The organism is Ruegeria lacuscaerulensis (genome assembly GCF_013034745.1).
GTDB lineage: Bacteria > Pseudomonadota > Alphaproteobacteria > Rhodobacterales > Rhodobacteraceae > Ruegeria > Ruegeria lacuscaerulensis_B.
In genome coordinates this window covers 681843-695305 of record NZ_WQGP01000001.1, presented here as the reverse complement: position 1 = coordinate 695305, position 13463 = coordinate 681843, and the positions used below count along the sequence as shown (strand labels likewise).

Sequence of the window (13463 nt, the reverse complement as noted above, 5' to 3'; positions counted from 1 at the left end):
AAGGCGCTTAACACAGGCATGAGCAAACGCGGCTATCATCACGGAAATCTGAAACAGGCGCTGATCGAGGCGGCGCTATCGTTGATCGAGGCAAAAGGCCCAACCGGGTTTACCCTGTCCGAAGCTGCCAAGACCGCAGGCGTGACGCCTGCCGCCGTCTATCGCCACTATCAGGGCCGCGAGGACCTGATCGCCGAAGCCGCCCGTCAGGGCTTTGAGATGTTCGCGGATCTGATGCAGTTCGCCTATGACAAAGGCCAACCCTCGGCCCTTGCCGCGTTCGAAGCGACCGGACGCGCGTACTTGGCTTTCGCCCGCAAACATCCTGGCCACTATATCGCGATGTTCGAAAGCGGTATCTCGATCAACCGCACACCAGAATTGGCCCTTGCCGCCAACCGAGCAAAAGCGGTTTTGGAAAAGGCTGCATCCGATCTGTCACAGCATATTCCGCCCGAAAAGCGGCCTCCGGCATCCATGTTCAGCGCGCATATATGGGCCATGAGCCACGGTGTGGTGGAGCTGTTCGCCCGCAACACCGGAGCCAGTTCGCCTTTCCCGCCCGAGGATCTTCTGGAGTCCGGGATCGGTATCTATTTGCGGGGGCTGGGGCTTGTGCCGCAGGATGACTGATCAAAAAACGGTTTTGGGCTTCGGCATACTCAGGCCCGACGTGACATTGATCAAGTCCATCTCACCCATGCCTTTGACGTCGACGCGACCGATATCAGACACCTGAAACGCGTCAATCAGCGCATATTTCATCTCATCCGGCGCCACGATATGCATCGGGTTGGCAAAAACCTGAAGGCGCGAGGCCAGGTTCACCGCCGGACCAAATACGTCATAGACGTATTTCTGTATACCAACGACCGACCCGACTGCGGGCCCCATACCCAACCCGATACGGGCCTGCCATTTGTGGGGGTGGCTTTCATTGCGCCGCTCCAGATACCGCAGGAACCGGACCGCACAATGCGCAACGGCGGTTGCGTGATCCGGGGTTGGATCGGGCATTCCCGATACCGCAAGATAAGCATCTCCGATGGTCTTGATCCGCTCACAGCCAAACTGTTCGACGATGCGATCAAAGGCGGTGAAAATGTCATTCAACTCGCTCAGGGTCACGGTCGGGTCCGTCTTGGCGGCAAAGTCCGTGAAGCCGACAAAGTCCAGCATCACGACCGAGACCTCATCATAAAGCTGCGGCGTCACCACGCCAAATGTCTTGAACTCTTCATACACGGCGCGCGGCATCAGGTTCAGCAGCAGACGTTCGACACGCTCTTTCTCGCGCTCTAACTCACGCGTGTTCCGCTCAACCATTGAGGAATAGCTGTCGATCATGCTTTCCAATTCGCGGATGCGGGTGATGTTCTGGCATTCGACCACGAGAAGCTGCTCGTCCAGCCCACTTGCCAAAGACACGGCGACCGCAAAAACCAACGTCCGGCGCTTGGGCTTGATCTGCAATTCCACGGAATAGCGCAGGCCCGATTGCTTGACGTCCTCCAATTCGCGCGCGTCCAGATCGGGGAACAGATCCAGCAGCGTTTGTCCTTTTTCAGGCGTCCCAAACCATTCTATGAACGGACCGTTCTGAAAAACGAAGCTCAGATCCGCGGCACGCACGACCGCAACACCAACGCCAATTGCCCGCAGCAACTGTTCGTTGATGGCCTGAATACTCATGCCGCCGAGCGCGTAACGATGATTGCGCGTTTGGATTCAATGGCTCCCAAGGCAATCTTGATATGCGCGTCTTCCATGCCGTGCTGGGCAAGAGCTTCGCCGAACAAATCGGCCATCTCGTCGAAATCTTCATGCGTGATGTTCAGATGCCGATGCACTGCCTCGATCCGGTCATCACTGAACGAGGCAGGTCCACCAACCAGAGAAGACACAAACTTGGTTTGGTGATCAATCAGACGCGGCATGTCGATATCTTCGAAATGACCGCCGATCTGATCAGAATCCAGCGCCATTTCATAGAAGGTCATCACGATCCGACTGATCGTTTTGAAGCCTCCATAGCGGTCGTAAATTGACTGACTCATCCCCCAGACCCTTGTTTAACCGTAAACAACACTGGAAGATTATATCAAACTGACAGTTTTGTTAACGCTTATGCGTTTGGATTGCTAAACGCAGGGTTTCGAAAGGTTAAAACCCCGGCGCACCTAAACGCTCAGATCATCGGCACATGGGATGAAACCGACATATCCCCCTTGCTTCAAAAGCCGCGTTTGGACCCCCATGCGCCAGCGCAACTTACGCCCGGCCGCCAGCAATTCACGTCGCAACCGGAACCATGTCGGCCCCTTGTCCAACCCGCTATTGGTTTTCTGATCCTGCGAGCGTTCGCTGACCTTCACCTCGTCAACAATTTCCGCCTGCTGCTTAGACCAGATCATCTGCACACCGACAGCAGGAAAGCACTGATACATCCGCCAATCCGCGCGCGGGAGCGAGACAAAATCGTCCAGATGGTCGGAATAGGCCGTAGACCATGCCAGCAACTTGCGACAGGCCGCTTGCGACACCACATAGGCCGCCGCGCTTGGTGCCATTTCCAGCATGGGGCGAACTTTCACCTGCCCCAAATCCCGCTCTGCCCCAAATCGCAAGGACCTGGGCGAATAGTCCAGCTTAACGAAATCATACGCGGTCGAATGGTTCAGTACATCCACAATGACGCGGCCCGCATCTGTGGACATCTCGACATCGTCCTCAAAGATCGCCACGGCGGTCAGGTTTTGGTCGACGGCGGCCTGCCAGACGGCCCGGTGGCTTTCGAAACAGGCGATCTCGCTTTGTTTTAAGCCCCAGCGGCTGCCTGAACCGGGAAGATAGCCGTTCTGGTTCAACGCTCCGGGTTGCTGCCCGTCAACCGCACTGAACCGGGTGGCACCAGATAGTCCAGCGTGATCGAACTGCGATTCCATAAAATCCCGACGGGCGGGGACGCGGTCCAGGTTGATATAGAACACACCTGTCTCGGGTGGCAGTTCGTGCTGTCCCACGGCAATCCCTTTCTGGCCTTTCGACCAGATAGACACACTTGGCGGGCGACATTCAACCCATCCACCCCTCAAAGAAACCTATCCTGCTTAAGACAAGGCTTCTAAGCTACAACGGACAAACAAGAAACGGGAATCGCGCTATGTCGTCTCATGGGTATGCAAGTGGCCGTCTGAACCTGCCATTCGTCGGTATTTCGACCTTTGGCAAATCGCCATATGTCGAGGATTGGGACCAGATCGACGCGGATGTGGCGATCATGGGCGCACCCTTCGATTTCGGCACACAATGGAGATCCGGCGCTCGGTTCGGGCCACGTGCGGTGCGTGAGGCGTCGACACTGTTCAGCTTTGGCCATGCCGGGGCGTATGATCACGAGGATGGCGCAACCTATCTGGATAGCTCGGTCCGCATGGTCGATATCGGGGACGCCGATATCATCCACACCAAGACCGACGAAAGCCACGCCAATATCCAGTTCGGGGTCGAGAAAATCCTGAACGCCGGTGCCCTGCCCGTGACGATCGGCGGGGATCACTCAATCAACATCCCCTGCATAAACGCCTTTGCCGAGGATTGCGCCGAGAATGGTCCGATCCATGTGGTGCAAATCGACGCCCATCTTGATTTCGTTGACGAACGCCACGGCGTCACCGCTGGTCACGGCAACCCGATGCGGCGCGCGATTGAGAAAAACTATGTCTCGGGCATGACCCAGCTGGGCATCCGCAATGTGTCATCGACCGCGAAGGAAGGGTATGAGGACGCCCGCGCGCGGGGGTCGGATATCCTATCGGTGCGACAGGTCCGCAAACTGGGAACCGAGGGCGTCCTGGCCCGCATCCCCGAAGGCGCGCGGTATTATGTGACGATTGATATTGACGCTTTTTGCCCATCGATTGCGTCAGGCACCGGCACGCCCAGCCACGGGGGGTTTCTGTACTATGACGTGCTGGAGATCCTGCAAGGGTTGGCGCAGCGCGGAGATGTGGTCGGCATTGACCTGGTCGAGGTCGCGCCGAACTATGATCCCACCGAAAGCACGCAAATTCTAGCCGCGCAGGTGCTGCTGAATTTCATCGGCTTCATTTTCCACGAACGTGGAAAGAGGGGCTAAGCGCCCCTCTCGCCTATCCGGTCAGACAATCGTGTTATGCTCAGGCCCATAGGGGAACCCGGTGATATTCTCGGCCCCATCATCGCCGACAACCAGAATGTCATGCTCACGATAGCCACCCGCACCGGGCTGGCCTTCGGGAATCCACAGCATCGGCTCAATTGACACGACCATGCCGGGTTCCAACACCGTATCGATATCTTCACGCAGTTCCAGCCCTGCTTCGCGGCCATAGTAATGGCTGAGGACTCCGAACGAATGGCCATACCCAAACGAGCGATATTGCAGCAGCCCCTCATCTGCGAAGAACCGATTGATCTCGGCTGTGATGCCCGAGCAAGTCGCGCCGGGTTTAATCAGGCTTAGGCCAAGCTCATGCGCGGCGACATTGGCCTTCCAGATGCGCAGGCTGTCGGCGTCGGGTTCGCCCAGAAACAGGGTACGTTCCAGCGCGGTGTAATAGCCCGAGATCATCGGGAAGGTGTTCAGCGACAGGATATCACCCTTTTGCAGCGCCCGCTTGGTTACGGGGTTATGCGCACCGTCCGTATTCAGGCCCGACTGGAACCAGACCCAGGTGTCCCGGTATTCGGCATCCGGGTATGCGCGGGCAATCTCAACCTCCATCGCGTCGCGCCCAGCCATAGCGATCTCGATCTCGGTCGCCCCTTCACGGATCGCGGCGTGGATCGCAGCACCGCCCACATCCGCCGTGCGCGCACCGCCCTTGATCAACTCAATCTCTTCTGCGGATTTCACCATGCGGGCGGCCATCGTATCCGTGGCCACATCCACCAGCTCGGGCTGCTCCAGCATCGCCAGCGCCGTATCACGCGCGGCCAGCGTCATGTGGTCGCCTTCGATCCCGATCCGCTTGGCACCGCCGATCAGGCTGGCCACCGCGCGCCAGTAATTGTCGCGTTTCCAGTCGGTGTAGATCACGTTTTCCTCGACCGAGCGTCGCCACGGCTGGCCTGCGTCGATATTCGCCGACACCGTCGTACATGCGTCCTGCGTCACCACGCAGCCATAAGGACGGCCAAAGGCGCAATACAGAAAGCCCGAGTAATAGGCGATATTGTGCATCGAAGTCAGCAACACCGCCGGAATATCCCGTGCCGCCATCATGGCGCGCAGGCCCGACAGGCGGCGGTCATATTCGGCCTTGCTGAACGGCAACGGGGCCTTGTCGCCATTGTGGCTGGTGAAGAACTCGGGGCGGTTTGTCAGGTCTGTCATCATGCTCTCTCCTGCAATGCCGGACGAAAGGTGCCCGGCCACAAGTCCCGGCGTTCAGGACAAGCGGCCTCGGGAACCGAGAGCCATGCGCCCGTAGATATGTCACGACGCCATCGTGACCGGGCTGCATATCGCAATGGCTAAATCACGCCGCGGCGCGCGTCAAGCGGGGGAAAGACCCCGCAGACGCTCGGACCGGCGGCGCAGCAATTCAACCGTGGTCAACAGCGCAATTGAGATCACGACAAGAATCGTCGCCACCGCCAGAATGGTCGGGCTGATCTGTTCGCGCAGACCGGTGAACATCTGCCACGGCAGCGTTTTCTGGCTGGCCGAACCGACGAACAGCACCACGACCACCTCGTCAAACGACGTGATAAACGCGAACAAGCCACCCGAGATAACGCCCGGCAGGATCAACGGCATCTGGATCTTGAAGAAGGTCCGCACCGGCCCTGCCCCCATATTGGCAGAGGCCCGCGTCAGCGACTGGTCGAAACCCACCAGCGTCGCGGTCACGGTGATGATTACGAACGGGATACCCAGAACCGCATGTGCAAGGATCACTTTCACATAGCCAACAAAGTTCTTGTCCATGCCCAGCGTGCCCTCAAGGAACCGTCCGATATCGCTGTAGAAAAAGAACATGCCAGTGGCCGAAATGATCAGCGGCACGATCATGGGCGAGATCAGGATACCCATGATGGCCCGTTTCCCCGGAACGTGGCTCTGGCTCAGACCGATGGCCGCCAGAGTCCCCAGCGAGACCGAAATGATCGTAGCAATCGGTGCAATGATCAGCGAATTCTTGAAGCTACGCTGCCATTCATTGTTGGTAAAGAAGTCGCGGTAGTGTTTCAGCGAATAGCCTTCGGGGTCCAACCGCAGCATCTCGGGCGTGAAGGTAAAGAAATCCTGCGCGTTGAACGACAGCGGCAGAACCACAAGGATCGGAGTGATTAGGAATACGAAGATCGCGCCGCAGATCACTCGGAACGCATAGTGCCAGAAAACCTGCTGGCCTGTCATATAGGGCAACAGCTTTTGGCGGTAGCGCCCCTCGTAAAGCCAGAAGATGAAGAAGGCAAAGAACCAACCAGCCAGCAAACCAACGATCAGGCCGGTCACGCCAGCAAACAGCAAACCAAGCGCGCCCAGTCCGAGGATTGTGATCCAGCGGGCCATACGTTCATTGTCCAGAACGTTGATATAGACCCAGGCCAGCCCCGCCATAAGAACCGCGCCGATCACAATGCCCAGCAAGACACTGCCCTGCCCGGCCCCGACGAACATGCCCAGGAAACCTCCGGCAATGGCCACTGCGGGCAGGACAACCGACATGGGTTTGCGGGATATAGGTGTAAGTGCTGCCATCTTCTTTATCCCAGCTTCACGTTGTCGATGCCCACGATCTTGTCATAGCACCAGTAGAGTAACAGAACGACCGCCAGCAGGATCGTCCCGAGCGCAGCAGCCAATCCCCAGTTCAGCGAGGATGAGATGTGGTACGCAATCCGGTTCGAGATGAAGACACCCTTGGTCCCGCCAACGATCTCCGGCGTGATGTAGTAGCCGATGGCCAAGATAAACACGAGGATCGACCCCGCTCCGATGCCGGGAATGGATTGCGGGAAATAGATACGCCAGAAGGTCGTCCAGTTCGTCGCGCCCATGGATTTCGCGGCGCGGGTGTAGGATGGCGGAATGGTCTGCATGACCGAATACATCGGAAGGATCATGAACGGCAGCAGGATATGCGTCATCGCAATGATTGTGCCGAATTGGTTATTGATGATCACCAACCGTGCATCATCGGCCACTAACCCAAGCCACACTAAAGTTTCGTTGATAACACCTTGCTGCTGCAACATAACCTTCCAAGCCGAAGTTCGCACCAGCAGTGACGTCCAGAATGGTAGTAGCACTAGGATCATAAGCAGGTTCGACACGCGCATCGGCAGCGTCGCCAGCAAATACGACACAGGATAGGCCAGCAGGATACAAGATGCCGTGATTATCAGCGACATCATCAAAGTGCGCCCAAACAGCTTGATCAGAATTTGTTTGTCTTCTGGCTGCGCCTGCGCGCCTTCGGGCGTGCGGCGCATGTCGATGGCGTTCAGGAAATATCCGTTGGTGATCGGAACAGCGTGGGTCTTGATGGTACGCCAGGTTTCGATATCCCCCCAACCGTCGTGAATGTCGATCAGCTTGTCTTTGAACGGGCCATCGGTTTCCGGGTCCAGTTTTTTGATCTGACGACCCGAGCGACGGAACATCGAGGACATACCCGTCTGCTCATAGTTCAGGCGCGAACCAAGCCGGGTGTGTGTCTTCTCGTCAATGGCAACGACCATATCTTTGGTGAACGCGGCGTATAGTGCTTCATCCGGTAGTTCGCCGCTTTCCGCATCCCAGTTTTTCAACTCGACCACGGTCAATGGCAGGGTCTCGGCCACAATGCCGTTTTCAACTGATCGGAACAGCATCGAAACGATCGGGATCACGAAAGAGAGCAGAACGAACAATAGCAGCGGTGCAATCAGGGCCAGCGCCCGCAACTTGCGGCGGCGCAATGATCGCGCCAGAGATTTCTTCAGCGGCGTACCATCTGCAGCCAGCATCGGACCGGATTGAGTTGCGTCAGTCATCTGCGTCCCTTGGTCTTTTTTGGTGGGTCGGGGCCAATTGCGGCCCCGACCGATGACTTAAAACAGGCTTATTGAGCCAACCATGCCTGGAATTTCGCGTCGATGTCGTCGCGGTAGTCTGCCCAGAACTCGTAGTTATACAGGAACGTGTTCTTGGCGTTTTCCGGGTCAGTCGGCATATGCGGCGCCATGTCGATACCCAGGTCGGCGTGCTGACCAACCAGCGGAGCCGACGAGGCACGGGCCGGACCATACGAGATGTACTTGGCCTGATCCGCCAGACGCTGCGTGTCGGTCGCAAACATGATGTAGTCCAGCGCACGCTGCGTGCGTTCTTCACTCAGACCTGCCGGAATGATCCAGCCGTCCAGATCGAACACCTGCGCGTCCCAAAGCATGGCGACGGGCTGTTTCTGCTCTTCGATCACGCTGAACAGACGACCGTTATAGGTCGAGCCCATGATGACCTCACCATCGGCCAGAAGCTGCGGTGTGTCAGCACCGGCAGACCACCAGACGACGCTGTCTTTGATCGTGTCCAGCTTGGCCAGCGCCTGATCTTGGCCTTCAGCCGTCGCCAGAACATCATAGACATCGTCTTTGGCAACGCCGTCACAGATCAATGCCCATTCCATGTTGTTGATCGGACGCTTTTCCAACGAACGCTTGCCTGGATAAGCTTCCAGATCGAACACGGCGCATACATCGGTCGGCGGTGTGTCGCCCACCAGATCGGTGCGATAGCCAAATGTGGTCGAATACACGATCTGCGGGATAAAGCAGTCACTGACCAGCAGATCACCGAAGTCATCCGCCGCCGAAGTCCCGTCGGGCGCCGCGGCCAGATGCACGTCGGGGTCGATCTCCATCGCCAGACCTTCGTCGCACAGACGGATCGCGTCCGCAGCCACAACGTCGACCACATCCCAGGTAATGTTGCCCGCTTCATTCATGGCGCGCAGCTTGGCAACCGCTTCGGCGGAGCTGTCATCGTTCAGGATGGTGACGCCCGTTTTTTCCGAATAGGGCTCGTGATACGCCTTGAGCTGCGATTTGGAATAGGCGCCGCCCCAGGACACGATGGTCATCTCTTCGGCCATCGCGCCACCAGCAACGGCAGCAATCGCACTTGCCATCAGAGTGGTTTTAACTTTCATGATTAACTCCCTGTTATTCCCGTTGATTTTACATTTCAGAACCAGATCACGGGGCAATCCGGCTGTTCTTTTCCCCGATGGTGCGGGGTCTTCATGCCTTAGGCGTCCAGCGCCCGGCAGTCATGAGCCAGCCAGCCAATCTCGACTTCCTGGCCGGGTGACAGGCGAACCGCATCCGGTGCGTTCCGGGTTTTGATGATAAAGTCATCATTCCCCGCAACTGACAGGCGGAATCGGAACACGTCACCCATATAGATGAATTCCTTCACAGTGGCCTTCAACGTATGCGCATCCGCGTGCAAACGGTCCTTATTGAATTCCACCCGCTCGGGTCGGATCGAGACCTTGGTCCGCTCGCCCGCAGCGCTGACATTCACCGGCTTGGCGTCAATCTCTGATCCGTCATCCAGCGTCACGACGCAAGAGTCGCCGTCTATCGATTTAACAACGCCCTCCAATGTGTTGTTTTCACCAATGAATTGCGCCACAAAACTGTTTTCGGGTTCTTCATACAGAAGATCAGGTGGGGCAAGCTGCTGAATGCGCCCGTCATCAAACACGGCAACACGATCTGACATCGTCAACGCTTCGGTCTGGTCGTGGGTCACGTAAACCGTGGTAATACCCAGCTCATGCGCCAGACGCGTGATTTCGAATTGCATATGCTCGCGCAGCTGCTTGTCCAGCGCGCCCAGCGGTTCATCCATCAAAACCAGCTCGGGCTCGAACACCAGCGCGCGCGCCAAGGCGATCCGCTGCTGCTGACCACCGGACAATTGCGCAGGGCGGCGGCTGCCAAAGGCCCCCATCTGCACCATATCCAGCGCCCGTTTGACTTTCTCTTCGCGCTCAGACTTGCCGATCTTGCGAACTTCCAGCGGGAAGGACAAATTCTCGGCCACAGTCATGTGCGGAAACAGTGCGTAGTTCTGGAACACCATCCCAATGCCCCGCTTATGCGGCGGGATATTGTTGATAGGACGCCCGTCCAACATGATTTCGCCATGTGTGGCCGTCTCGAACCCGGCGAGCATCATCAGACACGTGGTCTTGCCCGAGCCCGACGGGCCAAGCATCGTCAGAAACTCACCTTTTGGAAGTGAAAGGTTCAGATCCTTTACGACAAGGATCTCGCCGTCATAAGATTTCTGGACACGTTGAAACTCGACGAACGCTGCGTCATTTGACATTACCAACTTGGCTCCCCTGTCTGTCCTTGCTTGCCCGGTTTATCCGGATCTCAAAGACCTTTCGCGAACCATTTAAGGACAAGCAGGACAGGTCGCGCAACCAAAATATGTCAGCAGTATGTCAATGACGCCGCCAGCCGCCTGAAATTCAGGCTGAATTCAGGTGCCGCATATGCCACGCAAGGCTTTGATTGCTGGACAGAACAGGTTTTCCCAGCCGATTTTCGATCTCAGGTATCGCATCGAAAGTTCTTAGATTCGTACAGCTTAGGAACACAGCCTCAACCGCCGAATCAGCTCCCAACCGCACGGCGGCCTCGACCACGGACTCGCGTGAGATTCGGACGACCTTGCTTTCCTCGGCTTCTCCGAACGAGCCGAAAACACCCATCTCAATCCCGTTTTCAGCAAAGGCTTTGCGTAACGGTTCGTTCACTTCTTCGATATACGGGGACAACAGCGCAAACTTGGACACACCCCTGTCCGCAGCGCAAGCAGACGCCGCGCGCAGCGGATTCGTAACCCTCGCTGCAGCACAGGTTTTCTGCACCATTCGCTCAACGGCAGCCGAGCCAATCACGGAACTAGCCGAGGTGCACCCATAGCCAACCACTTTGTAGGGCCTCGCCTTCGGCAACAGATCCGCCGCTGCGGGCAATGCGGCCTCCATTTGCGACAGGGTTTCGGTTGTCACCTCGTGACCGCTGGGAATTCTGGACACGTAAATTGGCGCGCGACGGTCCGAGAAATAAGCGTTGAACTCGGGTTCGATCGTTTCATCCGTTTGCAGAACGATCAGACCCATCGGTGTGACCTGTGGATCGTCTGGTTCCAGTTCGTAAGGTAAGTAACTCATATCACAGGCAACTCCGACCCAACGCGTGGGCTGAGGAAGCGCGGCGCACCGTCATTGATGACGATGTTTTCCTCATGCACTAGGATTTTGCCGCCAACCGCAATGCCCGGTTCAAGCGTCAGCACCATGCCGGGTTCAAGCACCGTGTGATCGGACGGGATCAATGACGGCCATTCGGTCAGCGACATCCCCAGCCCGTGCCCCAGCCTTCCGGCCCCGGTATCGGCGTTGTGGCGGGACAGAACGTCATTCATAGCATGAAACAGGTCCGACGCAGTGGCCCCCGGGCGCGCGATTTGAAATGCGTTGTCCGAGGCGTCGATTAGCGCCGCATAGGCCCTGCGCACCGCGTCCGTGGGCGCGCCGACCGCCCAGTTGCGGTCGTAGTCGCAGAAATACCCATCCCACACCAAACCGGTATCCAGCATGAGAACATCACCATCACTCATCTCGCTTTCCGGAGCGGGTGAAATGACGTCGATATAGCCACCCTGCTCGGCCCCGCCCGCAAGGTAAGGTACCCAGTCCGCGCCTTCCTCAAGGCACAGCATCTGAAACTGGCGAAAGACCTGATCAATCGAGACCCCGCGCCCGGCAATCTTGGGCACACGCTGAAATGCGCGCCCGGCTATGGCACAGGCGGTTTCGATCTTGGATATCTCGGCTTCGGATTTAATCATGCGCAGGGTTCGCAGAATCCCAGCATCGCCCGAGACTTTCCGCGACCCCAATTGCGTCTGAAGCCGCAGCAAGTCCGCCATAGGCATCCGGACATGAGTTTCATGTCCATCCGGCACGCCGATTGTCGCGTCAGCCGGAGTGACCTCACTCAAAGTCTCGGCCAACAGGCTGACCCCGTCATCCGACAGGTCCGGCGCGCTCCAGCTACGGATATCTTCGACCCAGGTTTGGCCCATCAAAGCAGCCCCGATCGAGGGGATGACCGCGATAGGTTTCCCGCTGGCCGGGACGATCAGAAACCAGGGCCGCGTGGGGCTTTCCCAGAACCGGGTCAAGTAGCCGGTGAAATACCGAACCTCGGGCTCAGTGGTCAGCAGCAAGGCAGACAGGCCCGCTTCGGCCATCCTGTCTTGCGCGCGCGTCAGCCGCGCTTGAAACTCGGCGGTGTCAAACCCCCTCATTCCGCGACCTCGGACAGGAAACAGAGGACCCGTGCGTCGGGACCGATACCCAGTTCGGCGCGAACGTCCGGGTTCATGACGGCGGCCACGCCTGCCCCGCCAGATGCCGTTGTGGCCACACCGGCCTCCGACATCGCGGGCAGGTGTTGCGCGACCTCATCATCCGTCAAAGTCAGGAACACATCGGCGTCCCGCGCCAATCCGTTCAAAGCAATCAACGAAGGCTCTTTGCAATCCAATCGCCCCATGATGCTGTCCGGGCCGTCGGCAAAGACGCAAGCTCCGGCCTCGATACTGGCTTGAAGGGCGGGCGCGGCGTCGGGTTCGACAACGATGATCCGGGGCGCATCGCCCCAGACATGCCGGGCATAGGCGGCGACCGCCCCCGCCAAACCGCCAACACCGGCCTGCAGCATGATATGCGTCGGCACCTCGGGGCATTGACGCACGGCCTCGGCCGCCATTTGAAGATAGCCCTCCATCAGAGTGTGGGGCAGTTCAAAATACCCCTCCCACGAACTGTCGGACAGCAAAGTCCAGCCGTTATCCTGCGCGGCCTGACTAGCAGCTTGCATGCTGGCAGCATAGTCCACGCCGTGTCGCACGACCGTTGCGTTTTGCGCCCTCAGGCGGTCAGCAAAGCCTTCGGGCACGGTCTCGGCGATATAGACGACCGCATCCGCGCCGAATATCCGCGCCCCGGCGGCGACGCTCATCCCGTGGTTTCCGGCGCTGGCGGTGACATAGGTCCGCCCGCTAAGCGTTGTTTCGGCAGGCAAATCCGACACATCCGCAGCATGTCGTGCAATCACATAGGCCGCGCCAAGGGCCTTGAACGACCCAAGATTCATGCGTCCGCGCTCGTCCTTGACCCACAGATTCGCCACATCGGCCAGCCCCTTGGCATCGACCAAAGCGGTTTCCCCCGCCGCCGGACATTGCGCCAGAAGATCCGCTACACGAGCAGCATTTATGGAAGGGTACGGAGCAGAGCCGGCGAGTTTCTGCCCGCCGCGATGGGGATTGAGGGTGATCTTCACTGGGGTGTCTTTCCTGAGTTGCCCATTGACGTGACTGCATTCGTCCCGTT

The 13463-nt window shown here is 58.0% G+C and carries 13 protein-coding genes; 2 read left to right on the top strand and 11 right to left on the bottom strand.

Features of this window, described 5'->3' with window-relative positions; genetic code table 11:
* Positions 1-18: 18 nt before the first annotated feature.
* A complete protein-coding gene (locus GOV79_RS03390) occupies positions 19-633 on the top strand; it encodes a TetR/AcrR family transcriptional regulator (protein WP_170769575.1) in 615 nt (204 codons plus the stop codon).
* On the opposite strand, the gene GOV79_RS03385 is transcribed toward GOV79_RS03390, so the two are convergent.
* The 3 genes from GOV79_RS03385 to GOV79_RS03375 all read right to left on the bottom strand — a co-directional run bounded on the left by GOV79_RS03385 (position 634) and on the right by GOV79_RS03375 (position 3023).
* Positions 634-1692: an adenylate/guanylate cyclase domain-containing protein gene (locus GOV79_RS03385; RefSeq protein ID WP_170788596.1), complete on the bottom strand. Its 1059-nt coding sequence runs from the start codon at positions 1690-1692 to the stop codon at positions 634-636.
* Positions 1689-2057 carry a group I truncated hemoglobin gene (locus GOV79_RS03380; RefSeq protein WP_170788595.1) on the bottom strand — a complete coding sequence of 123 codons (369 nt, stop codon included), beginning with the start codon at positions 2055-2057 and terminating at the stop codon, positions 1689-1691. The genes GOV79_RS03385 and GOV79_RS03380 overlap by 4 nt, the downstream gene beginning before the upstream one ends.
* Before the next feature lie 123 nt (positions 2058-2180).
* Entirely contained in the window at positions 2181-3023 is an 843-nt protein-coding gene (locus GOV79_RS03375) for a glycosyltransferase family 25 protein (RefSeq protein ID WP_170788594.1), read from the bottom strand.
* Between the two features lie 140 nt (positions 3024-3163).
* Between GOV79_RS03375 and speB the strand changes: the two genes are divergently transcribed.
* Positions 3164-4138, top strand: a complete 975-nt coding sequence (gene speB, locus GOV79_RS03370; RefSeq protein ID WP_170788593.1) for an agmatinase — start codon at positions 3164-3166, stop codon at positions 4136-4138.
* Positions 4139-4159: 21 nt separating this feature from the next.
* Here the strand turns inward: speB and GOV79_RS03365 are convergent, their stop codons facing one another.
* The 8 genes from GOV79_RS03365 to GOV79_RS03330 all read right to left on the bottom strand — a co-directional run bounded on the left by GOV79_RS03365 (position 4160) and on the right by GOV79_RS03330 (position 13413).
* Entirely contained in the window at positions 4160-5377 is a 1218-nt protein-coding gene (locus GOV79_RS03365; RefSeq protein ID WP_170788592.1) for an aminopeptidase P family protein, read from the bottom strand.
* A gap of 162 nt (positions 5378-5539) precedes the next feature.
* On the bottom strand, positions 5540-6751 hold the full coding sequence (locus GOV79_RS03360) for an ABC transporter permease (RefSeq protein ID WP_170788591.1): 1212 nt from the start codon (positions 6749-6751) through the stop codon (positions 5540-5542).
* A 5-nt stretch (positions 6752-6756) separates the two neighbouring features.
* A complete protein-coding gene (locus tag GOV79_RS03355; protein WP_170769568.1) occupies positions 6757-8028 on the bottom strand; it encodes an ABC transporter permease in 1272 nt (423 codons plus the stop codon).
* 68 nt (positions 8029-8096) lie between these two features.
* Positions 8097-9185, bottom strand: coding sequence for an extracellular solute-binding protein (locus GOV79_RS03350; RefSeq protein ID WP_170769567.1), 1089 nt, complete (start codon positions 9183-9185; stop codon positions 8097-8099).
* Positions 9186-9283: 98 nt separating this feature from the next.
* Positions 9284-10375 (bottom strand): ABC transporter ATP-binding protein, encoded by a 1092-nt coding sequence (locus GOV79_RS03345; protein ID WP_170784616.1) that lies wholly within the window; start codon positions 10373-10375, stop codon positions 9284-9286.
* Positions 10376-10523: 148 nt separating this feature from the next.
* The gene (locus GOV79_RS03340) at positions 10524-11231 is read right to left on the bottom strand and encodes a maleate cis-trans isomerase family protein (protein WP_170788590.1); all 708 of its coding nucleotides are present in this window, start codon (positions 11229-11231) and stop codon (positions 10524-10526) included.
* A complete protein-coding gene (locus GOV79_RS03335; RefSeq protein WP_170788589.1) occupies positions 11228-12373 on the bottom strand; it encodes a M24 family metallopeptidase in 1146 nt (381 codons plus the stop codon). Before GOV79_RS03335 ends, GOV79_RS03340 begins: the two co-directional genes overlap by 4 nt.
* Complete coding sequence (locus GOV79_RS03330; RefSeq protein ID WP_331252299.1) at positions 12370-13413, bottom strand: pyridoxal-phosphate dependent enzyme; 1044 nt, start codon at positions 13411-13413, stop codon at positions 12370-12372. The genes GOV79_RS03335 and GOV79_RS03330 overlap by 4 nt, the downstream gene beginning before the upstream one ends.
* Positions 13414-13463 lie beyond the last annotated feature (50 nt).